Source organism: Carboxydocella sporoproducens DSM 16521 (assembly GCF_900167165.1).
Lineage (GTDB): Bacteria > Bacillota.
In genome coordinates, this window is the sequence record NZ_FUXM01000037.1 from 1 (window position 1) to 22,208 (window position 22,208).

Annotated in this window: 22 protein-coding genes and 2 pseudogenes; 6 read left to right on the plus strand and 18 right to left on the minus strand. The window is 51.2% G+C overall.

Translation table 11 applies throughout. From position 1 onward, the window contains the following. Positions 1-109: 109 nt before the first annotated feature. The 11 genes and pseudogenes from B5D20_RS11095 to B5D20_RS11135 all read right to left on the minus strand — a co-directional run bounded on the left by B5D20_RS11095 (position 110) and on the right by B5D20_RS11135 (position 9,073). Complete coding sequence (locus B5D20_RS11095; RefSeq protein WP_078666301.1) at positions 110-1,387, minus strand: Ig-like domain-containing protein; 1,278 nt, start codon at positions 1,385-1,387, stop codon at positions 110-112. A 2-nt stretch (positions 1,388-1,389) separates the two neighbouring features. After that, positions 1,390-3,786 (minus strand): annotated as a pseudogene (gene fdnG / locus B5D20_RS11100) (formate dehydrogenase-N subunit alpha); the annotation flags it as partial. A 12-nt stretch (positions 3,787-3,798) separates the two neighbouring features. After that, a complete protein-coding gene (locus tag B5D20_RS14360) occupies positions 3,799-4,371 on the minus strand; it encodes a twin-arginine translocation signal domain-containing protein (RefSeq protein ID WP_242947926.1) in 573 nt (190 codons plus the stop codon). After that, on the minus strand, positions 4,365-4,937 hold the full coding sequence (locus tag B5D20_RS11105) for a formate dehydrogenase accessory protein FdhE domain-containing protein (RefSeq protein ID WP_159071845.1): 573 nt from the start codon (positions 4,935-4,937) through the stop codon (positions 4,365-4,367). Before B5D20_RS11105 ends, B5D20_RS14360 begins: the two co-directional genes overlap by 7 nt. Beyond that, the gene (locus B5D20_RS11110; RefSeq protein ID WP_078666304.1) at positions 4,909-5,391 is read right to left on the minus strand and encodes an L-serine ammonia-lyase, iron-sulfur-dependent, subunit alpha; all 483 of its coding nucleotides are present in this window, start codon (positions 5,389-5,391) and stop codon (positions 4,909-4,911) included. Before B5D20_RS11110 ends, B5D20_RS11105 begins: the two co-directional genes overlap by 29 nt. A 15-nt stretch (positions 5,392-5,406) precedes the next feature. After that, the gene (locus B5D20_RS14140; protein ID WP_242952071.1) at positions 5,407-5,772 is read right to left on the minus strand and encodes an ACT domain-containing protein; all 366 of its coding nucleotides are present in this window, start codon (positions 5,770-5,772) and stop codon (positions 5,407-5,409) included. Then, positions 5,745-6,065, minus strand: a complete 321-nt coding sequence (locus B5D20_RS14145; RefSeq protein ID WP_242952072.1) for a serine dehydratase beta chain — start codon at positions 6,063-6,065, stop codon at positions 5,745-5,747. The genes B5D20_RS14140 and B5D20_RS14145 overlap by 28 nt, the downstream gene beginning before the upstream one ends. Before the next feature lie 171 nt (positions 6,066-6,236). Further along, positions 6,237-6,482 (minus strand): thioredoxin family protein, encoded by a 246-nt coding sequence (locus B5D20_RS11120; RefSeq protein WP_078666305.1) that lies wholly within the window; start codon positions 6,480-6,482, stop codon positions 6,237-6,239. Between the two features lie 18 nt (positions 6,483-6,500). After that, positions 6,501-7,448 (minus strand): permease, encoded by a 948-nt coding sequence (locus B5D20_RS11125; RefSeq protein ID WP_078666306.1) that lies wholly within the window; start codon positions 7,446-7,448, stop codon positions 6,501-6,503. Positions 7,449-7,531: 83 nt separating this feature from the next. Continuing rightward, positions 7,532-7,924 (minus strand): secondary thiamine-phosphate synthase enzyme YjbQ, encoded by a 393-nt coding sequence (locus B5D20_RS11130; protein ID WP_078666307.1) that lies wholly within the window; start codon positions 7,922-7,924, stop codon positions 7,532-7,534. A gap of 15 nt (positions 7,925-7,939) precedes the next feature. After that, positions 7,940-9,073 (minus strand): DNA recombination protein RmuC, encoded by a 1,134-nt coding sequence (locus B5D20_RS11135; RefSeq protein ID WP_078666320.1) that lies wholly within the window; start codon positions 9,071-9,073, stop codon positions 7,940-7,942. Positions 9,074-9,155: 82 nt separating this feature from the next. Between B5D20_RS11135 and B5D20_RS11140 the strand changes: the two genes are divergently transcribed. The 4 genes from B5D20_RS11140 to B5D20_RS11155 are packed head-to-tail and all read left to right on the plus strand — an operon-like array spanning position 9,156 to position 12,048. Beyond that, positions 9,156-9,683, plus strand: coding sequence for a PH domain-containing protein (locus tag B5D20_RS11140; protein ID WP_078666308.1), 528 nt, complete (start codon positions 9,156-9,158; stop codon positions 9,681-9,683). Beyond that, complete coding sequence (locus B5D20_RS11145) at positions 9,680-10,057, plus strand: hotdog family protein (protein WP_143311856.1); 378 nt, start codon at positions 9,680-9,682, stop codon at positions 10,055-10,057. The genes B5D20_RS11140 and B5D20_RS11145 overlap by 4 nt, the downstream gene beginning before the upstream one ends. Further along, positions 10,054-10,788 (plus strand): 3-oxoacyl-ACP reductase FabG, encoded by a 735-nt coding sequence (fabG, locus tag B5D20_RS11150; RefSeq protein WP_078666310.1) that lies wholly within the window; start codon positions 10,054-10,056, stop codon positions 10,786-10,788. Before B5D20_RS11145 ends, fabG begins: the two co-directional genes overlap by 4 nt. A gap of 45 nt (positions 10,789-10,833) precedes the next feature. Continuing rightward, the gene (locus tag B5D20_RS11155; RefSeq protein ID WP_078666311.1) at positions 10,834-12,048 is read left to right on the plus strand and encodes a beta-ketoacyl-[acyl-carrier-protein] synthase family protein; all 1,215 of its coding nucleotides are present in this window, start codon (positions 10,834-10,836) and stop codon (positions 12,046-12,048) included. A 31-nt stretch (positions 12,049-12,079) separates the two neighbouring features. Here the strand turns inward: B5D20_RS11155 and B5D20_RS11160 are convergent, their stop codons facing one another. The 6 genes from B5D20_RS11160 to B5D20_RS11185 form a co-directional block, all read right to left on the minus strand. Next, positions 12,080-12,685, minus strand: coding sequence for a methyltransferase family protein (locus B5D20_RS11160; RefSeq protein WP_078666312.1), 606 nt, complete (start codon positions 12,683-12,685; stop codon positions 12,080-12,082). A gap of 88 nt (positions 12,686-12,773) precedes the next feature. After that, complete coding sequence (locus B5D20_RS11165; RefSeq protein ID WP_078666313.1) at positions 12,774-14,120, minus strand: sigma-54-dependent transcriptional regulator; 1,347 nt, start codon at positions 14,118-14,120, stop codon at positions 12,774-12,776. A 1-nt stretch (position 14,121) separates the two neighbouring features. Further along, on the minus strand, positions 14,122-15,603 hold the full coding sequence (locus B5D20_RS11170) for a sensor histidine kinase (protein WP_078666314.1): 1,482 nt from the start codon (positions 15,601-15,603) through the stop codon (positions 14,122-14,124). 15 nt (positions 15,604-15,618) lie between these two features. Beyond that, positions 15,619-16,788, minus strand: a complete 1,170-nt coding sequence (locus B5D20_RS11175) for an ABC transporter permease (protein ID WP_078666315.1) — start codon at positions 16,786-16,788, stop codon at positions 15,619-15,621. Beyond that, positions 16,785-17,462: an ABC transporter ATP-binding protein gene (locus B5D20_RS11180; protein WP_078666316.1), complete on the minus strand. Its 678-nt coding sequence runs from the start codon at positions 17,460-17,462 to the stop codon at positions 16,785-16,787. Before B5D20_RS11180 ends, B5D20_RS11175 begins: the two co-directional genes overlap by 4 nt. Next, a complete protein-coding gene (locus tag B5D20_RS11185) occupies positions 17,462-19,078 on the minus strand; it encodes an efflux RND transporter periplasmic adaptor subunit (protein ID WP_078666317.1) in 1,617 nt (538 codons plus the stop codon). Before B5D20_RS11185 ends, B5D20_RS11180 begins: the two co-directional genes overlap by 1 nt. Before the next feature lie 356 nt (positions 19,079-19,434). Here B5D20_RS11185 and B5D20_RS11190 point away from each other — a divergent pair, with 356 nt between their 5' ends. Both B5D20_RS11190 and B5D20_RS11195 read left to right on the plus strand, forming a co-directional pair. Then, on the plus strand, positions 19,435-21,264 hold the full coding sequence (locus B5D20_RS11190) for an APC family permease (RefSeq protein ID WP_078666318.1): 1,830 nt from the start codon (positions 19,435-19,437) through the stop codon (positions 21,262-21,264). A gap of 138 nt (positions 21,265-21,402) precedes the next feature. Further along, complete coding sequence (locus B5D20_RS11195) at positions 21,403-21,873, plus strand: PaaI family thioesterase (RefSeq protein WP_078666319.1); 471 nt, start codon at positions 21,403-21,405, stop codon at positions 21,871-21,873. A 101-nt stretch (positions 21,874-21,974) separates the two neighbouring features. Here B5D20_RS11195 and B5D20_RS11200 read toward each other — a convergent pair. Beyond that, a pseudogene (locus tag B5D20_RS11200) lies at positions 21,975-22,208 on the minus strand (group II intron reverse transcriptase/maturase); the annotation flags it as partial.

Here is a 22,208-nt window from a genome sequence, read left to right on the forward strand (position 1 = left end):
GTGGACACCCTTGTCTTAAGCTACGGCTACTGCTACCTTCGCCGTTCGGGACTTTCACCCTATAGACAACGCCCATGCCGGGCGCACGAAAAAAGCCAGGAAACCCTGGCTAGCGAGTAAACTTCACATTGATCTGGGCAGAGGCCTTGTTACCAGCACTATCATAAGCCACTGCTTTCAGTGTAGCTTTCCCGCCGGGATATTTGCTCGTATCCAGCGTAAAGTCAAAAGGAGCTTCCAGTTTGACCCCGGCCAGCTGGTCCCTGACATACAACTCCACTTTGGCTACAGCCACATTATCCGTAGCACTAACCTTCACTACTACAGTCCCTTTCAGAGAACTATTGGCAGCAGGCGCCAGAAAACTTACTTTGGGCGGAGTGGTATCAGGTGCCGAAGCAGGAGCTTGCTGACTGTTTTGAATGTAGAAGGTAGTGGTTTTGCTCTCGCCAGAGGAAATGGCAGTATAAGGTTTGGCTTTCAAAGTATGAAGACCATTACTGTAACGGGTCGTATCCAGGTTGATAGTATAAGGAGTTCCGGTTGCTGTCCCAATCAACGCTCCATCCAGGTAGAATTCTACCCTGGTAATTGTCTGCTGACTGTCAGCATAGGCAGTTACTTGAATGGTCCCGGAAACAGTCTGCCCTTCAGCAGGGTGAATAACATTTGCTACCGGCTCACTGTCATGACAGGTATAGCACTCGGGGGTGCTATTGGCAGAACCATACCAGCTTCCCGGCGCTGGTACCCGGGGATTAACCGGCAGGTCATAAAATTCCGGCTCCCGTAAGAGCAGGTAGAACACACCTGTACCCCCCAGAAAATCTGCCCCGTATAAATTAGCTTTCGGCCAGCGGGAAAGCACTTCCCCCAGTCTGGTTCTGGCCTGGTTTACCAGTTCATCCCAAACCCCAAATGTGATGGCCCCGGTAGGACAGGCGGTGGCACAGGCCGGTTTCAGATTATTGGTAATGCGGTCATAACAGAGCCAGCAACTGTAACTCTTTTTATCGCTGCCGATTTTGGGCACGCCAAAGGGACATTTTACCACACAATAGGCACAACCGCGACAACCCCCCTGCCGGTAAACTGCGCCTTCAGGCATCTGCTTGCGCGCCTTATGGGGACACACCCGGACACAGGTGGGTTCACCACAATGCAGACATTGATGTTTACGAAAATGCCACTCCAGCTTGCCATTTTCTTCAATTTCTTTCATTTTTACAATGGTATAGGTGCGGGGCAAAGTATCCCGGTGAGTCTGATAGCTGCCACTAAAGCCCTCAATTTCCGCCGGCAAATTGTTCCATTGCTTGCAGGCAGTCTGGCAACCACGGCAACCCAGGCATTTGCTTAAATCGATGAATTTTCCCATTCTGGCCATGGTTACACCACCTTCCTGATGTTAACCAGAAATGCTTTATATTCCGGGATCATGGTGTTGGCATCACCTATATTCGGCGTGAGCACATTGGCCATTTCCCCGGTTACAACGCCCTGGTGCCCCCAGTGCCAGGGCAGGCCAATTTGTTCTATCAACTGACCATTTACCGGCAAGGGCTTGACCCTTTTTGTAACCAGCGCCCTGGCCTTGATCTCTCCCCTGGCGGAAGAGACAATCACCCAGTCTCCGTTAGCGATTCCCCTGGACGCTGCCAGAGTTTCACTGATTTCTACGAACATCTCCGGCATCAGCTCCGCCTGCCAGGGTAAGTTGCGGGTCATGGCCCCGGTTTGCCAGTGTTCCGACACCCGGTAAGTAGTGGCAACAAAGGGATAGGCACTGGATGTCCCCCTGGCATTTAAAGCAGTGGTCAGAGGTTTAAGTACCGGATTGGTTTGTACTGAAGAAAACTGGTTGGCTACCGGACTTTCATAGGGTTCATAATGCTCGGGGAATGGCCCGTCTTTCAGTTTGCCAAACAAAGCTCCTACCCCATCCGGTAACATGATAAAGGGCTTGTTGCCTCCTGCAGCTGTCGGGCTCAGACTGGCATTGAAGTCAGGCACGTCTTTGCCGGTCCAGCGCAGGCCATCCCACCAGATTACGGCTTTATCGGCATGCCAGGGCTGGCCCTGTGGATCCGCGGCTGCCCGGTTATACAAAATGCGCCGATTGGCAGGCCAGGCATAACCCCAGCCCGGGTAGCTGCCTATGCCGCTATCATCCACATTGTTTCTGTTCTGGCTCTTGTTTCCTGTTGCCGTATAGAAACCGGAATAAATCCAGATCCCGCAGGCGGTAGAGCCATCGGCCTGGAGCTGACTGAACCCGCTGACCGGCATTCCGTCCGCCACAGTATAGCCGTTCATTTCCAGCCGCACCTGATTCAGATCCGGTTCCCCGGCAGCACCATAAGGCCAGTATAGTTGTCGAATGGGCTCATCTTTAGCCTGCAGGCTGGTAGCATAGAGGCCTTTTAGTTTTAAACAGAGGTTATGCACGATCCAGGCATCATTTTGGGCCTGCCCCGGGGGATTTAAAGCTTGCCAGCGGTATTGCAGCCAGCGCCCGGAATTGGTGATGCAGCCTGATTTTTCAATCGCCGCTGCTACCGGCAAGATAAAGACTTCAGTATTGATTTCTGCTGGATTTACCCCCGGAGCTTTCCAGAAAGCAGCAGTTTCCGTTTCCCACAAATCCGCTACCACCAGCCATTGCAGTTTGGCCAGGGCTCTGGCAGTTTTCCCGGCATTAGGCCCTGATACCAGCGGATTCTGTCCAAAACAAAGCAGGCCTTTGATGGTGCCCTCATATATGTCTTCAAAGAGGTTGATATAGGAATAGTTTTTGGCTGCATTTCGCTTCGGCAAATAATGATAGGCAAAGTCCTTCTCCGCAACCGCTGCTGGGCCATACCAGGCTTTGAGCAAACTGACCATAAACCTGGGTTTATTCACCCAGTACCCCTGCGCCGGAGTTTCATTTTTGTTGTATTCAGTGAGGTTCTGGTGGTTAAGACTGCTGGTGGGGGAGGCCAGATAGCCCGGCAAACTGTCATAGAGCAAGCCCAGATCAGTAGAGCCCTGAACATTGGATTCACCCCGCAGAGCATTGATGCCTCCCCCCGGCTTACCGATATTCCCCAGCAACAGCTGTAAAATGGCATAGGAACGGACATTTTGTGAGCCTACACTGTGCTGGGTTGCCCCCATGGCATACAGAATGGTCCCCGTCTTATCCCGGGCCCCCGTGGCGGCAAAAAGGGAAGCCACCTGCAAAAATTCCTCCACCGTCATGCCACAAGTAGCCGCCACCCGTTCCGGAGTATAACGGGAATAATGCTGTTTTAAAAGCTGCCAGACGGTAGCCGGATTGGTCAGGGTAGGATCGGTAAGAATATTGCCAGCGGCATCCCGTTGAAAGCTCCAGCTGTCCTGGTTATAGCTGCGGTTCACCGGGTCATAGCCGCTAAACAGCCCATCCTCAAATTTAAAGCCAGGATTGACCAGATAAGCAGCATTGGTGTAAGCCAGCATATAGTCCCGGTCATAATAGCCTCCGGTAAGAACATAATTGATCAACCCGCCCATAAAGGCGATATCCGTCCCAGGCCGCAGTTTTATGTAAATATCAGCCTGGGCTGAAGTTCGGTTGAAACGAGGATCAACATGAATTATTTTAGCTCCCCGTTTTCTCCGGGCTTCATTTAGCCATTTGAAGGCGATCGGATGGTTTTCCGCTGCATTACTGCCGATTATCAGAGCACAGTCGGTATTTTGCAAATCAATCCAGTGATTGGTCATAGCCCCACGGCCATAAGTTGTTGCCAGACCGGCAACAGTTGAGCTATGTCAAACCCGGGCCTGATGTTCTAAATAAACTACCCCAAGCCCCCGCATGAATTTGGTGAGCAGATAGGCTTCTTCATTATCCAGGGCCGCTCCCCCCAGACAGGCAATGGCTTCAGTCCGGTTCACCGTCAGGCCATTTTCCATTTCTATAAAAGTCTCATCCCTCAGGGTTTTTATCCGACTGGCAATAGTGTCCAGCATCCAGTTCCAGTCTTTGGCCACCCAGGCATTGCTCCCCGGGGCCCGATAAAGGGGAGTGGTAATTCTGCGGCTATTTTCCCTGATTTGAAAAGAGGCTGCTCCTTTGCTGCAAACAGACCCCCGGTTAATGGGATGGTCAGGATCTCCTTCAATGTTAATCAGTGCTGGTACACCGTCTTTTATTTTGGTATGAACCAGCAGCCCGCAGCCAACTGAACAAAAGGAACAAATGGTTGGCGTAGCAACAGCATCAGTCAATTTGATGCTAATGGCGCTAGCGGTATCCGGTTGCAGAAACTCCAAACCGGAAATTAAAGTGGCCGCTGTCGAAACCCCGATTAGTTGCAAAAATCTCCTGCGGCTGATTAACATATTTTTCTCCCCTCCAAGCCGGTGATTTTCTCAGCCAGACCGGTATATCCCCTGGTTTGTGCCAGCACATCCAGATGGGACAACAGATGCCGCACTAACAACAGGTCTGGCAGTTCTTTCATAGCTGCACAGTGTCTTAAATCCAGGGTTTTTATATAAGTCTTACATTGCTGGCAATAGTGAATTTGTTGTTCTGGTGCATTATTGACAAAAAAATAGCCTAAATGTTGATGGTCGGTTGTGCCACAAGCGGGACATTTCAGCCTGGGAGCGGGCCAGCGCACCTCACAATAGCTGCAGGCCAGATATTTCTTCCCGTCGGCTGCCTCTAAAATGGCCAGATCAGCGCTGCAATTACAAACCGGGCACTTATGGTCTTTAGCAGTAGTTGTTTTTCTGCCTTTGGCCAGATACCAGGGCCGTAAAGTCCATTCGATCCAGTTGCCGATTAGCTCAGTCGGGATATGGTCAGGAGTCTCTGTCTTCAGAAGAGATCTATAGACTTCCTCACCCCTTTCCAGCAGATGTGCAATGATTTCAGCATGTTTTTTGTCCGTTTTTAGCAACAGCCGCCCCACTTTTTGCCAAAAAATGACAAATTCTTCCCCAAGCCTGCAATACCTCCGCTGCTGTTAACAGCACTCCAGGCAGTATGCCGCAGGAACCCGCTGTCGGCGCCGCGACGATCCTGCCCATCGCCGCATTCACCTCTGCGATAGCCAGGGCCTTCAGGATGGCTCCGTCCAGTACCGGTCCACCCAGCAGGCGCCCTGCCGCCAGCGCCCTTTGCACCTTGCCCGCATCCCGCCCGCTCAGGCCGCTGACGGAGATATTATCCCCGCTCAGGCCTTTAGCCAGCGATTCCCGCATCACCTGCAGCCTGTGTTGCATCTCCTGCCATAGCTCCTCCTGGTCGCGCCCCAGTGCCTGAGCCTGATCGGTGAGAATCACCTGCCACAGTTTCTGGCCTGTCCGTTCCGCTGCTTCCACCAGCTCCTGTACTTTTAAATAGCTTAACATCTTATTTCCCTTCCTTTACAGTGGCTTAACGACAATTACATCCTGAATATTGGCTATCCCCTTGATTTGGCTAGCCAGGGATTCCGGACAGTTCTGGTCAGTTTCAATGATCATAATCGCCTCTGCTCCCCGCTGTTCCCGGGTCACTTTCATCTGGGCAATGTTAATTCCGCTTTCAGCCAGCAGGCCGCTGACCGCTGCAATCAGACCGGGACGGTCCCGGTGGGGAATGATGAGGGTATGGAACTGACCGGAAAAATCCACCGGGAAGCCCAGCAGATTGACCACCCGGATGTTGCCCCCGCCGATGGAGGAGGCGACCAGATCCACCACCTTACCGCTTTGTCCCCGCACTACCACCTTGACGGTATTGGGGTGCACATCCCCAGATCGGTTTTGTGGAAGGCCAGCTTGATTTTTGCCTCTTCTGCAAGCTCCAGGGACTGGCGAATTCGCTCATCGGCAGTGTCAAAGCCCAGCAGGCCGCCCACCAGGGCCCGGTCGGTGCCATGGCCCAGATAGGTTTCGGCAAAGGAGCCGTGCAGGTAAAAATCCGCCTTAACGGGCGGTTCGCCCAGAACAATCCCGGCCAGGCGGCCAATCCGGGCCGCTCCGGCGGTATGAGAACTGGAAGGCCCGATCATGACCGGGCCCAGTATATCGAAAATGTTCATCCTTGTTCCTCCTTCAGGGAAATCTTACACTTGTAGTTTACTGTAGAGAGAAGACGGAGGCAAGAAAAAAGGCCAGGAAACCCTGGCTATTAATCAGCGTTCAGCACTGAAGCTCTCTTTTCCGGCCAGCAAATGGCCCAGATAGCCCCTGGCCGGCTCCGTCAACTCTATCTATACCAGTGCTGATGTAATTAAACTTACTACCTTAGCCTTATCCGGCAGCGAACCGGCATGGACCACCTTCTCATTGATCACCAGTCCAGGAGTGGCCATCACCCCGTAGGCCATAATCTGCGGCCAGTCCTGTACCTTGCTGACTTCCGCCTCTACTCCCAGCTCAGCAATAGCTTCCTTGACCAGGGCCTCCAGTTTGGTGCAGTTAGCACAACCAGAGCCCAAAACCTTGATACTCAACATTTCTCTCACCTCCTCCCTCTACCATAACCAGTTAAAGAGATAACCCACCAGCAAAATCCCGCTGCCCACAATTGCCACAAATAGCGCGATCAATCTGGGCTTCAGCACTTGTTTCAGGATAATCATCTCCGGCAAACTGAGAGCAGTTACTGCCATCATAAAAGCCAGTACCGTCCCTAAAGCCATCCCTTTTTCCAGGAAAACGCTAACCAGGGGAATAATCCCGGCGGCATTGGAATAGAGGGGAATCCCGACCAGCACCGCCAGCGGCACCGCATACCAGTGGCCGGGCCCGGCATAGCGCAGGAGAAAGTCCTGGGGTACATACCCGTGCATCCAGGCTCCGATGGCAATAGCCACCAGAATATAAAGCCAGACTTTGCGAATAATGTCTTTGACATACCCCAGCGCATACTGGTGCCTTTCCTGCTGGCTCATTTCCTTTATTTCCTGCTGCCCGACCCGAATCTGATAAACATAATCCTGCACCCAGCTTTCCAGGCCCAGCTTGCCGATAACTATCCCACTGATGATAGCGACCGTCAAACCTGCCGCCAGGTAAGTAAAAGCGATTTTCCAGCCAAACAGACCGAAGAGCAAAGCCAGTGCCACCTCATTAACCATGGGGGAAGCAATCAGGAATGAAAAAGTAACCCCCAGGGGAACCCCGGCTTCAACAAAGCCAATAAACATGGGTACTGCTGAACAGGAGCAAAAGGGAGTGACAATTCCCAGCAAAGCAGCCAGGATGTTGCCGCCAAAGAGGCGACTACCGCTTAAATATTTTTTCGTCCTTTCCGGCGGGAAATAGGAACGCAAATAGGAGATCAGGTAGATAACCACCGCCAGTAAAACAAAAATTTTGACAGTATCATAGATAAAAAAATGCACTGCTTGCCCCAGCGCGCTATCGGCTTTTAGGCCCATTTGCTGAAAAACCAGCCAGTCAACGAAATTTTTCCACAAGTTCCTCACCTTCTTATAAGTATATTACAATATCATTATATCATTAAGAGATAAAAAAATCCAGAGACTATCCTCTGGATTTTTTAGCCCTGGACCTTGACATAAACCTTGCGCTCCCGTGGCCCATCGAATTCCGCCAGATAAATTCCCTGCCAGGTGCCCAGCTGTAAACGCCCTTCTTCAATGATTACCGTAACAGATGAGCCCAACAGGGATGCTTTGATATGAGCTGCCGAATTGCCTTCCCCGTGGCGGTAGTTAGCCCGCCAGGGTACCAGCTTGTCAAGGACCGTCAGCATATCTGTCACTACATCGGGGTCGGCATTTTCATTGATGGTCACCCCGGCGGTAGTATGGGGAACAAATACTACGCACAGCCCCGACTTCACCCCCCTCTGACTTACCACCTGCTGCACCCGGTCAGTTATATCCACCAGTTGATCCCGGACCCCTGTCCTTACCCGTAGCACTTCCATTTTTACCCCTCCCTGTTATTTCAGTAATCCCGTCTCTTCCACTGGAATTGCTTCCACATCTTTCAGTTTTCGTTCGATGGTGCGGGATTTGCGCGCTGCGGTTTCTATAGAATTGCTGGCTTCCTGCAGTTTCTTCTGGGTTTTTTCCAGCAGATCCCCGAATTTGCCAAACTCCGTTTTCACCGCCCCCAGTAACTGCCATACCTCTGCGGAACGCTTCTCGATGGCCAGGGTGCGAAAGCCCAGTTGCAGGCTGTTAAGCAAGGCTGCCAGGGTAGTGGGGCCCGTTATTACCACCCGGTATTCCCGCAAGAGGCAATCATACAGGCCCGGTCGCCGCAGTACCTCGGCATATAGTCCTTCCACCGGGAGATAGAGCAGGGCAAAATCGGTAGTGCGGGGCGGGTCCAGATACTTGTCCCGGATCGCCTTGGCCTCCGCTTTTAGCCGTAATTCCAGCTGTTTGCCTGCCTCCTGAGCCAGACTGGCTTCCCCCCGTTCCTGGGCCTCCAGCAGCCGCTGGTAATCCTCCAGAGGAAACTTGGCATCTATGGGCAGCCAGATAAATTGATTGTCCCTCTCTCTGCCCGGCAGCCGGATGGCAAATTCCACCCGTTCATTGCTGCCCGCTTTGGTCACGATATTTTCGGCATATTGCTCCCGGGTCAGGAGCTGTTCCAGCACCTGGGCCAGCTGGACTTCGCCCCAGATCCCCCTGGTCTTGACATTGGTCAGCACCCGCTTCAGATCCCCGACCCCTGCCGCCAGGGCCTGCATTTCCCCCAGACCTTTCTGTACCTGCTCTAACCGTTCGCTGACCAGCTGGAAAGATTGGCCCAGACGCCTTTCCAGAGTGGCATGCAGCTGTTCATCCACCGTCTGGCGGATTTTTTCCAGCTGGCGGTGATTATCCTCCTGCAGCAGCCGCAGGCGTCCCTCAACCCCTTCCCGCAAGCGGTCAGCCTGCTGGCTGAAACTGTGAAAGGCCTGGATTAATTCTTCCCGGTTACGGGCCAGTTCTTCCCGCATCAGCCTTTCCTGGCGTTCCCCCTCCCGGCGCTGGTCCTGCTGACGCCAGAGCAGAAAAATTATCAAAAAAAGGTTGGCAAGGGAGACAATCATGGATAATAATAAAAGAGAATCCGCCATTACTTTTTCTCCTCCTTCCCAAACATTTATTCGCTCTTTTCCGTAAAAATCCTGCTGCTGCAGAGAAAAGGAGGCTTTTTTCATGCAAGAATTTAAACCCCAGGCCAGTCCCCGCATTATCTGGGGCTGGGCCTTAATCCTGCTGATCGTGGTCAGTGCTGCTGCTCCAGCTTATCTCACCTATAAGCAGGGCGAGTGGACCCTGGCCACAGCCGTGCCTTTCGTCGGTCTAATTCTACTGGCACTTGGGCTGGTCGGTTATTTTCTCTATGCTGCCTATACCCTTGCCTATGAAGTGGATGAGAAACAGCTGGTCATCCGCTGGGCCAATCGTCGGCTCACCATTCCCCTCAAGGAAATTAAGAAAGTCGAACTGAGCCAGGAAGGCAAAACCTTTGCCCGTCTATGGGGAGCCAGCTGGCCGGGGCTACACATCGGCACCTTTGCTCACCGCGGGGAAAAATATAATCTTTACGCTACCGCTAGAAAAAATGTGGTCCTGCTGTATACGAAAAAAGGCCAGTTCGGCCTTACCCCTGCCAACCGGGAAGAGTTTCTGGCTGTCCTCCAGCCCAAAGCAGGCAAAAGCGGCAAAGGAGGCAAAAAGTGATGTATCCCCTGCCCCACCGCCCCCCTTTTATCCTGCTGGACCAGTGGGAGATAGTGGAACCTGGGTATAAAGCCCGGGGTCATAAACTGATTACGGCCTGTGAAGGCTGGCGGTACTGGTCTGGCCCTTTGCTCTGGGAAGCGCTGGGCCAGCTGGCGGCCCTGGCCCTGGGCCAGGCTACCATGTTAACAGGCATCGACACTGCTATTTTACACCGTCCTCTGCTAGCCGGGGAACAGCTGCACCTGGAGGCCGAAATCATCGCTTTTAAGCGCGGGTTTGGCAAAAGACAGGGCCGGGCCTGGGTGGAAGGGGAGCTGGTCGGAGAATTACAGGGAAGTTTTGTTAGTCTGGAAAGGGGGACGAAAGCATGAAAGTAGCACTGGTAACCGGAGCCAGTGGCACCATCGGTCGGGCCATCGCCCAGACCCTGGCCGCTGAGGGCTGGACGCTGGCTTTACATTATAACCGGGGCGAGGAAGCTGCCCGGGAATTGGCCCGCTCGCTGCAAACTCAGGGGCAGCGGGCCGAAATCTTTGCCGCTGATTTGCGGAACCAGGCAGCCATCCTGCAAATGGTACTGAATATCCGGGAACAGCTGGGACCCATCACCGCTCTCATCAACAATGCCGGGGTTGCCCGAGATGCCCTGCTGCACAAAATGGAGCTAGCCCAGTGGCAGGAGGTGCTGGATGTTCATCTCAACGCTGCTTATTTCCTTTGCCAGCAAGTACTGCCTGACATGTTTTCCGGCAACTTCGGTCGCATTATCAATATCGCTTCCATAGTCGGCCAGCAGGGTCGCAGAGGTCAGGCCAACTATGCTGCCGCCAAGGCTGCCCTTTTCGCTCTTACCAAATCCCTGGCCTTAGAAACAGCTCAATACCAAATCAGTGTCAATGCTATTTGTCCCCCTTTTGTGCTCAGTGAAATGAGTCAGGCTGCCTATGAGCGTTATAAAGAAAGAATTCTATCCTCCATTCCCAGGGGTTTCCCCGGTCAGGGCCAGGATGTAGCCAACCTGACCGCCTTTCTCTGCCGGCCGGAGAACGGCTATATTACCGGACAGATTTTCAATGCCGATTGCCGCCCTACCACCTGGTAGGGTATAATTATTGTAAACCATACTTCAGAAACGAGTGAACAAATTATGAGTATAGACGTAGTTGTTACAGGCATGGGAGCTATTTCTCCCCTCGGCACCAATTTAACCCAGCTCTGGGCTGCTCTCCAGACTGGCCGCAGTGGCATATCTTACTTGACCCGCTTTGATCCCGAGCCCTTCCCCACCAAAGTGGCCGCCCAGATTGACCCCTGGCCACAAGTGCCGGCCGAGCTGGAGCTGCCTCAGTTCGGTCAGCTGGCTCTGGTAGCAATGCAAGAGGCCCTGACAATGGCCGGCCTTAGCTCTGCTGACCTGACTAAAGGGGCGTTTCTGCTGGCTACCAGCCGGGGAGGGCTGGTGGAATGGGAACAGTTTACCTGGGCCTGGCTCCGGGGCGAGCCCTCCCCTGTCTCTAATCCCTGGCGCTGGTACCAGCCCCAGTTCACGGCAGTGAAGCTGGCCCAGCTGGCAGGTGTTCAGGGCCCGGTCAAAACCTATATGGCTGCCTGCGCCTCCGGCACTCTCACCATCGGCGAGGCCTACTGGCTGATCAAAAGCGGCCAGATACCAGTGGTTATCATAGGCGGTGCCGAAGCTCCCCTGGTTCCCTCATTATTAGCCGGCACCTGTGCCGCCAGAGCCATGTCCAGCCGGCCCTGCCCCCCGTCTGAGGCCTGCTGTCCCTTTGATGCCCGCCGGGATGGCTATGTCATGGGAGAAGGGGCCGCCTTTCTGGTCCTGGAGGCGGCCGAACATGCAAGGGCCCGGGGTGCCCGCCCCCTGGCCTTGCTCAGGGGTTTTGGCCAGACCTGTGATGCCTACCACCTGACCGCTCCCCGGCCGGATGGCTCCGCCCTGGCCCGGGCCATCAGCCTGGCCCTGCAAGAAGGGGGCATTACGCCGGCGGAACTGGGCTATATCAATGCCCATGGCACTTCCACACCCTTGAATGATAAAATCGAGACCCTGGCTTTGAAGCAGGCTTTAGGTTCGGCAGCCTACAAAACACCCGTTAGTTCCAGCAAAAGCATGACCGGCCATCTGTTAGGGGCTGCCGGAGCTGTGGAAGCGGTTATAACCATTTTAGCCTTGCGCCAGCAGTGGTTGCCTCCTACTATCAATCTTAAAGAACCTGACCCCGACTGCGATCTGGATTACATTCCCAACGTGGGACGCAAGGCTGAACTGGAATTTGCCCTCTCTCTTTCAGCCGGTTTCGGTGGACATAATGGTGTGGTTTTGTTTGAAAAGACAGTTTAACCCCGTCCATAGCGACGGGGTTTGCCAGTCTTTAAACCTTATTTCTCCGCCAGGGCAATAACATCGGCACCTCCTGCTGATAGCGGCGATATTCCTCACCAAACTCTGCTACCAGTTTCTGTTCTTCCAGCCTGATGCCCACCAGAATATAGAGAGTCATCACCCCTTTTGCTACTACCTCTGCCCAGGTAGAATCCATACTCCACAGGAAGATAATCGTTCCCAGGTAGACAGGATGGCGGACCCAGGCCAAAAGGCCCTGTTTTACGATCCTGGTATGGCGTGGCGCTGCCACTGTACCCGGCCTTTTAAAAGTCTGTGCCTGTTTAATCCCCAGAAACTCTTTTAAGTCATAGGTCAGAAAAGCGCCCAGCATCAGACCCAAAGCCAGCACTAACAGGCCGAACTGCAGCCAGCGCCAGCCACTAAAAGAATATGCCAGAGGAGTAGAAACGGATTTAGTATAAAGATAAGGTGGAATAAAGGTCAGCAAAGAAAAGATGTTATATCCCAGACGGTAGAAGGCATAATATCTCCCTAACCTGGCTTGCATAATCTTCATCATCCACCGCGAAATAAGAAAACTGTGCAAAAACCCAAAAGCAGTCCAGAGAAGGATAATATTGACGTAAACCATTATCTCTCTCCTCTCTTTCGTAGTATCTTCATTTTACTTTTAAATTCACAAAAAATAAAGGCTGCCGAAATGGCAACCTCTTACCAAGTTACAACCCGTATTTCTCCATACGATAGATTAAGGCCGAACGGGTTATTCCTAGTAAACGGGCAGCCTGAGTCTGATTGCCACCACTTCTGACCAGAGCCAGTCGGATTAACTCCCGTTCTACTTCTTCCAGATTGATACCCTCCGGGGGAAAATCCAGTAAAACTCCAGCTACCCGTTGCTTATCTCCGCTTATTTCCCGGGGCAGATTCTCCGGTGTGATTTCATGGCCCGTACAAAGGATTACCGCTCGCTCGATAGTGTTTTCCAGCTCCCTGATGTTGCCGGGCCAGTGGTATTGTTGCAATAAGGCCATCGCTTCCGGGGCAACCCCTTTTAGCCTTTTCCCGGGATCATACTTGCGCAAAAAGTGCTGTACCAGTAAAGGTATATCCTCCCGCCGTTCCCGTAAAGGGGGTAAGTGAATAGGAATAACCTGCAGACGATAGTACAAGTCTTCCCGGAATTTGCCTTCCTGAATAGCTTTACGCAAGTCACGGTTGGTAGCGGCAATAATGCGGGCTTCCAGTTTCAAGGGCTCTGTGCCACCTACCCGCTCATAAGTTCGTTCCTGCAGCACTCTTAACAGTTTGGCCTGCAGGGTCAGCGGCATTTCCCCGATTTCATCCAGAAACAGAGTACCCCCTCGTACCAGTTCCAGTTTCCCCTTCTTTCTGGCATTGGCTCCTGTAAAAGCCCCCCGTTCATGGCCAAACAGTTCGCTTTCCAGCAAATTTTCCGGAATGGCAGCACAGTTAATGGCTACAAAGGGTTTATTGGCACGACTGCTCTGCAGATGCAGCTGCCGGGCCACCACTTCCTTGCCTGTACCGCTTTCCCCCTGGATCAGCACCGTGGCTGCCGTATCGGCAATACGACCTATCAGCTCACGAATTTCCACCATAGAGGGACTTTGGCCAATTAGGCCCTCCCCCTGCCGTTCCCGCAGCTCTCCCCGCAAATAATCCACTTCCTGGCTTAGTTCCACCAGTGTCAGGGTGCGTTCAATTACAAGTTTTAGCTCATCCAGGTCAAAGGGCTTGGTCAGGTAATCAACAGCCCCGGTTTTCATAGCCTCGATGGCCGTTTCCACTGTCCCGTGGGCAGTGATGACAATGACTGGCAGCTGGGGCTGGTCTTTTTTAATGGTCTTTAAAATTGTTATCCCATCCAGGTCCGGTAAGCGCAAATCCAGTAATACCAGGTCAGGCATTTGTTCACTGACCAGCTTCAGGCCTTCCTGTCCGGTTGCGGCCGTCAGAACCCGGTAACCTGTTTTGTTCAATGCCTTGCTCAATATCCAGCGCAAATGCTCCTCATCATCGATAACCAGTATCGTCGCTGCCATCTCAGCACCCCCTTTGCCCGGCCAGAGGCAGCTTGACGCGAAAAATCGTTCCCGCTCCCCTGCTGCTTTTAACTTCAATCAGTCCCCTTTGCTGTTCTATCATTTTATAGGCCAGGGCCAACCCCAGCCCCATACCCCCGGGTTTGGTGGTATAGAAAGGCTCAAACACCCGGGTTAAATCCTCTTCGGCTATCCCCGGCCCGGTATCAGCAAATTGCACTATCACCCAGTTCTCTTCCTGATAACTACTAATATTCAATTCTCCGCCATCGGGCATGGCTTCAACTGCATTTAAAACCAGATTGAGAAAAACCTGTTTCAATTTCTCTCCATCACCGGCAACCCGAGGTAATTCTGGCTCCAGAGCAGTTTTTACCATGACCTGTTGTCTCTGGATATAGGGACCGGCCAGATACAAAACGGAATCAATGACACTATTTACATTAAGCGGCTGTATCACCGGTGGCACCGGTCTGGCATAAGCCAGAAACTCTTGCACGGTTTTATTTTGCCGTTCTACCTGTTCCTGCAATACCTGCAAATATTCCTGCAACTCCCCCTGGTCCGCAAATTCCTCCCGCATTACCTGTAAAGTGGTTTTCATTATGCCCAGGGGATTACGGATTTCATGGGCCACCCCGGCCACCAGGCGACCGAGAGCAGCCAGGCGGTCATTCTGGGCCAGCTGCTCCTCCAGCAACTTTTTCTCTTCCACTGCATTGGCCAGCTGATTGATGGCAGCTGCAATTTCCCCCAGCTCATCATTGCCCTTTACCGGCAGCCGATAGGAAGAATCCTGGGATAATTGCTCCAGGCCGGCGGTTATCTCCCGAACCCGTTGTTTCATACGGTTCAATAGCCAGAAGGTAGCCAGAACACCGATTAAAGCCGAAAGGGGAATCAGGATTGATACAATCCTGATTCCGGTTCTGACCAGGTTAAAACCCTCCTGAACCCTTTCTACCACCAGCAATGTTCCCTGCCGCTGGCCTCGGGCTGAAATCGGATAAGCACTGGCAATTAATACACCGCCTGGTCCATCTCTGACCACAGTGCGGGGTTGTTGCAGTTCTTCCGGCTTAATCCCGAAGAATCCAGGTTCTCCCGGGGGGCGGCCCGGGGGAGGAAAGAAAATATATTTTTCTCCCTGTACCGGCTGACTGAAAATCAGGTTTGATCCCAGCCGGGGCAGGGAAAGAGCCACTACTACCCGCGGATTGCTTTCTGTCAGCCGTCCGGCCTGTTCCTCAAAGTAAGTTTTGATCAGTTCAGCCGAGGTACCCTTTTCCAGTTGACTAACCAGCCCCCTCTGCAGGCTTTGGCCTGCTACCTCCAGCTTTTCCTTCTTATCCTGCAGAATTTCCTCATTGTAGCGACCCGCCACCACGTGCAGGGAAACCAGGGTAAAGATCAGCAGGGTCAATACACTGCCCAGAATGGTGCCCATCTGAAATACCAGGGATTGGTTAAACTTTCTGCGCAAGTTTGCCACCTCTTCTTACTGATAACGCAGGGCCTCGATGGGATTGAGTTTGGCCGCTTTGTTGGCCGGATAGATTCCAAAAATAACCCCTACCAGCAAGGCAAAACCAAAAGCGATACCGATTATCTGCCAGGAAATAGCAGCGCTAACACCAAGAAACTGATTAAGCAGTTTGGAACCAGCAACACCCAGCACTATTCCAAAGAGACCACCTGCTCCACTCACTACCAGGGCCTCAATTAGAAACTGCCGCAGAATATCCCGCCGTCTGGCTCCGATAGCTTTACGGATCCCGATTTCCCTGGTCCGCTCCGTCACGGTTACCAGCATAATGTTCATTATGCCGATACCCCCTACTAGCAGGGAGATTCCAGCTATTCCCCCCAGCATCAGGGTAAGCATTCCAGTAACCTGACTTACGGTGGAAAGCATTTCTGCCTGGCTAAAAACCCGATAAGCATCGGTATTTTTAAGCTTACGATAAAGTAAATTATCCAGCTGGGCCACTACCCCGTCTACATCTTCAGGGCTGGTAGCCTGAACATAAACAAAGCGAATTCCTCTGGTATTGAGCAGGCGTTCAGCCGTACTCAGAGGTATCATTACTTTATCGTCATTGGAACCAAAGGAAGCAGCCCCTTTTTCCTCCAGCAATCCGACTACAACAAAATTTTCGCCATTGATTTTGATGGTTTTACCAACCGGATTGGTTTGACCAAACAATTCTTTGGCCACCTCAGTACCAACCAGGGCCACCCGCTGGCGCAAGCTAACATCGGAGTCAAGCAGAAACCGTCCCCGCTGGGTGTGAAAGTTACGTACTTCTTCATATTCAGGAGTTACACCCTCCAGGGAAGTATCATATTTTTTATTGCCATATTTAACAGTAACGTTGCCATTGAGCACCGGGGCCACACCCTTAACTCCGGGACGTTCCTGCCACTTTAATACTTCTTCGTAGGTTAGCGTATCATCAGTTTCACTGGACCGTAAGGAAACACTGACCAGGTTTGAACCCAGGCCCTGAATCCGGCCGGTAACCGACTGGCTGGTACCTTGAGCAATGGAAACCAGGATAATCACGGCTGCCACCCCGATAATAACTCCCAGCATGGTGAGGAAGGAGCGCAGCTTATTGGCCTTGATCCCTGCCCAGGCCAGTTTGATAATTTGCCAGTTACTCATCGCCTCCCCTCCTCTGCTAGCAGCATGCCATCCTGAATCCGGACCACCCGGGGCAGGCGGGCGGCAATATTCTGGTCATGGGTGATAATAATTATAGTCTTACCCTGCTGATGTAGCTGAGCGAGAATCTCCATCACTTCCCGACCGGAACGGCTGTCCAGGTTACCGGTCGGTTCATCGGCCAGAATCACCGGCGGATCCCCGGCCAGGGCCCGGGCAATGGCCACCCGCTGCTGCTGTCCCCCGGAGAGCTCCACCGGCTTATGGTCGATTCGATCACTCAGCCCTACTTTTTCCAGGGCCTCTAATGCCCGTTTGCGCCTTTCCGCTCCCCCAATCCCGCGATAGATCAGAGGTAATTCTACGTTTTCCAGAGCCGTCAGACTGGGAAGAAGATTGAAATTCTGAAACACAAAACCGATTTTCCGGTTGCGAATTTCCGCCAGCTCATCCTCATCCAGCTCACTGACTTCTTTGCCATCGAGAAAATACTTGCCTGATGTAGGCACATCAAGACAGCCCAGTATATTCATAAGGGTGGATTTGCCCGACCCGGAGGGCCCAACAATCCCTACCATCTCTCCGGCACTAATGGATAAACTGACATTATTCAATGCCTTGACCAGTACTTTTCCCATCTGGTAATGTTTGCTCAATTCCTCCAGCCGGATCATTATCTCATCCCTCCCGGAGGCCCACCAGCACCCGGGAAGCGGGGTTGCTGATTACTATTGTTCTTGCGTACTACCTCTGGCAAGACCACCCGGTCTCCTTCCTTCAGCCCGCTTTTGATTTCAATCATGGTTTCATTATACAGACCTGTTTCCACCGCTTGCAAGCTGCCAGCCTCAGTCCGGACAAACTTCCTGTCGCCCCGTTCGATGATAGCTTCAATTGGCAACATCAGGGCATCCTTTTTATCCTCAACCAGGATTTCCACATTGGCAGTCATCCCTGCTTTTAACCCGGTAGTATCATCCAGGACCAGAGTCACGTCAAAACTTGCCACTTTGTTCTGCACCGTACCCTGAGCGGCAATTTCCGTCACAGTGCCGGCAAATTTCCGCTCTGGATAGGCATCCACAGTGATTTCGGCTTTCTGACCGGTATAGATTTTGCCGATATCCGTTTCATCTACCGGTACTACCACCTGCAAGCTGGGGCTAAGCAGGGTAGCTAGGATTTGCCCGCTTTTCACCTCATCTCCAACCTGCAAGTTACCACTACCATTATTGCTGGCACTGGTTGTGGCAGAGCTGTTATTGCTGCTTCCACTTAAAGTGCTACTAGCCTGACTTAAATAAACAATTCCGTCCCAGGGAGCGTATATTTTCGTTTCCGCCTGTTGCTGTTCCACTTGTGCCAAAGCCAGGCGGGCTTGTTCTACCCGCAATTCCTGACTGGCGATCTGGGAAACCAGTGAGTCATTGCTGAGGCTGACCAAAAGCTGTCCTTTCCGCACATAGCTGTTTTCATCCACTAGCAGTTTAGTTACCGTCTCACCGGTTAAGGCCCTCACGGTAGTGGTATCAGCCCAGGCCAGTGTACCGGCAGACAATCCGGTTTCCGTTCCAGCCGCAGTCTGAACCGTTACCTGGGTTTTCATTCCAGGGGACAGAGAGCCTGGATTGGTAATTTCAACTGTAACATCATAGAGTTTGGCGCCATTGCTATCGGCCCGACCATTACGGTCGACTTCGGTTACGGTTCCTGTTAAAGTAGTAAATAGATCGGTAACTGTAACTTCAGCTTTTTGCCCCACCTTTATCTGGTTAATCTGAGCTTCATTAAAGGATATTTTTGTTTTCAGTTTACTGCGATCTTCAATAGTCAATAACGTCATGCCTTTTTGTATTTCCTGTCCAGTACTTACCTGAACTCCTGTCACATATCCGCTGACCGGAGCTGTGATCTGCAGCTGCCGTTGCTGGGTTTTCAGGTTGGCCAGTTCCAGCTCCGCCTGTTTTAGTTCCAGGCGGCTGCGGGCCAGGTCATACGCCAGACTATCGGCAGTGATGGTGAACAAAAGGTCCCCTGCTTTTACCTGCTGACCATTCTGGAAATTGATACTGCTGATTTTCCCGCTGACCGCCGTGGTAATACTCTTACTGGCTGCCGGTTGAATGGTGCCATTACCGCTGATGGTAACTTGTAACTCGCCTTTCCGGACAGCGATGCTTGCCTGCTGGCTGGTGGCAGCTGTTTTGTTGCGGCCCAGCCAGCCCCAGGCCGCTCCTGCCACTACCAGTAGACTGATACCGATGATTAAAGCCAACTTTCCTTTCTTCACTTATCTCTAAACCCCCTCGTTTATTTTTTCATTTCTTTATATTGCAATTTGCATGCCAGGGGTTGTACCTGGTTCGATTAGGCTCTTGTTGGGCTAGTGTATAAAAACAAACAAAATGACTGTCTGAAAACAGACAGTCATTTCTTTTCATTTCTCTTTAATTCTATAAAAGTTAAACAGTATAATATTTCTTTAACCGTTAATAAATAATCATATCAGCCTGAGCTAATCTAATGCGATAACCAGCCACAGGCTTAAATCAGCTTAATCAGGGCAATACTAAGTTTGTATATGTACCTGCAAAGTTGTATTCTTTTCCTGTAGTTCTTTAGTTTACAAAATTCGGAGGGGGATATATGTACCGTATTTTGAAAAAACTGCTGGTCGGTGACCCTATGCCTACTAGCCGACTCAGTCATGAAACCATGCCTAAAAGAAAAGCTCTGGCCGTATACGCCTCTGATGCTCTATCCTCTGTAGCCTATGCCACCGAAGAAATCACCCTGGTGCTGGCATTATTCGGCGCTCAGGCCATGGGTTATTTGACACCAATTTCCCTGGCCATTATCTTTTTACTTCTGATCGTCGTTTTATCTTACCGCCACGTAATCAGAGTTTACACCAGTGGCGGCGGTTCCTATGTGGTAGCTAAGGAAAACCTGGGTACAATCTATGGATTAATTGCCGGTGCCTCCCTATTAATTGACTATCTGCTCACTGTTTCCGTTAGCATCTCTTCAGGTACTGCAGCAATTACCTCTGCCTTCCCCAGATTATTGCCGTATACTGTCCATATTGCTATATTCTTTATATTTCTTCTTACTGTTATTAATCTAAGGGGTATTAGTGAAGCTTCAACTATTCTTGCCTACCCACCTTATTTATTTCTTTTCAGTATGGCTTTTATGATCCTCGCTGGACTGTGGCGCTACTACACCTATGGTGCCCCACCTGTAATGCCAGCAGCTCAGCTGCAACCAGTTTATGCTAATTTCGGGCTACTGGCGATTTTGCGCGCCTTTTCCGGTGGTTGTACAGCCCTAACCGGGGTAGAGGCAGTTAGTAATGGTGTGCCTACCTTTAAAGAACCCAAAGCCAGAAATGCTATTATTGTTTTGTTCGCATTAGGCGGTATTGCCATTTTTCTTTTCGGTGGCACCAGCCTGTTAGCGGAGTTATTTGGGGTAGTACCTGTAAAAGGCGAGACCCTGGTTTCCCAAATCGCCGAAATTGCTTTCGGAGGGCGTAACTGGGCTTACTATCTCTTACAGGCCAGCACTGCTTTAATACTAATTCTGGCTGCAAACACAAGTTATAATGGCGCGCCTTTGTTAGCCTCCCGGCTGGCAGCCGATGGTTTTCTGCCTCATTTTCTGACCATTCGCGGAGACCGCCTGGTATATTCAAATGGAATCATTCTCTTAGGAGCAGCTGCCGCCTTTCTGGTCCTGATTTTTCATGGAGACACCCATTTGCTCATTCCCTTGTATGCTATTGGTGTTTTCCTTTCATTTACTCTCTCCCAGATTGGCATGGTAAAACACTGGTTAAAAAACCGGGATAGAGGCTGGCAATTTAATCTTTTAATCAATGCTATCGGTGCAATCATTACCGGTATTGTTACTATAGTAATCGCTACTACCAAATTTACTGCTGGTGCCTGGATAGTCATCATTTTAATACCTCTACTGGTTTATCTGTTCATTGCCATAAAAAGGCACTATGCCGATGTAGCAGAGGATTTATCCACAGCCTGTAATGTGGAAATAAGACACTTTCGAAAAAATACCGTTATCATTCCTGTCAGTACCTTTACCAAGGCTGTCATCAATACAGTACAGTATGCTCGCTCAATTAGTCAGCATATCATAGCAGTTACGGTAAATACCAATGAGCACAATCTGGAGAAATTGCAGCAAAAATGGCAATGTTTTGAATCGGATATTCCTTTAGTTATTCTAGATTCACCCTATCGGTCAATCACCCAGCCGCTGGTGGAATACCTAGAAAAACTGGAACAGGAAGCTGGTCCTGATGAAATCATCACAGTCCTCTTGCCAGAGTTTATTCCCCGCAAATGGTGGCACTTCTTCCTGCACAATCAGACCGGGTTAATTTTAAAAGCCTCGCTGACTCTGAAAAAAGATGTGGTTATTGGTTCTGTACCTTTCCATCTCTCTAAATAAGCGGCCAGAAGGAAAGGATTTTGCACCTATAACTATAGGCAGAAGTGGCCCAAAAGGAGCGCTTTTGGGCCACCCTTTCTGGCCATAAAAACACCCCCATCATCCCTAACAATTTCTTTAAGAAAGGAAGGAACAACAATGAAAGGGGATAAAAATTGCTTTAACCCCAAAACCCCGGATTTTGAAAACCAGGTTAGGTCAAGTTTTGCCAGACAAGCAGTAATGAAACTTATTGGCGCTGAACTGGCTAAAGTAGCACCTGGTGAAGTGGAAATTCAACTCCCTTTTAGAAATGACCTCACTCAACAACATGGTTTCCTGCACGCCGGGATTATTACTACTATTGTGGACAACGCCTGCGGTTATGCCGCTTTGAGTCTGATGCCAGACAATGCTACTGTTCTGACTATTGAATTTAAGGTAAATTTTCTTTCACCGGCAAAGGGAGAGTTGTTTTTGGCTAAAGGTAAGGTTGTAAAACCAGGGCATACAATCACCGTTTGCGCAGGAGAAGTTTTTTCCCTTGAGGGAGAAAAACAAAAGCTCATTGCTACTATGACAGCAACTATGATGATGCTCCAGGGACGTCCTGGAATCCCGCCCGGTTAATAAAGGTTTGACCCCACCCCCATTCTCAGCAATCGAGTAGAAGGGGGTGATTAACCCCCGTCCTCTCACACCACCGTACGTACCGTTCGGTATACGGCGGTTCACCAAGCTTGACGAATGCGATGATAACGTTCAGTTAAACTCTTCAAGCCCTGACTTTGCCAGTAGGCATTGTTCAGGGCGTTATTTAATTGTCGAGACATTCGCCAGTAGCCTTTACGGGCATTAGCCATTATATGGACTACTCGCTCCGGTAGGCCCAAGGCCCGCAGCTCACGGTATCGGGTTCGGACACGTTTCCATTGTTTCCAGACGCACATCCGTAGCCTTCGCCT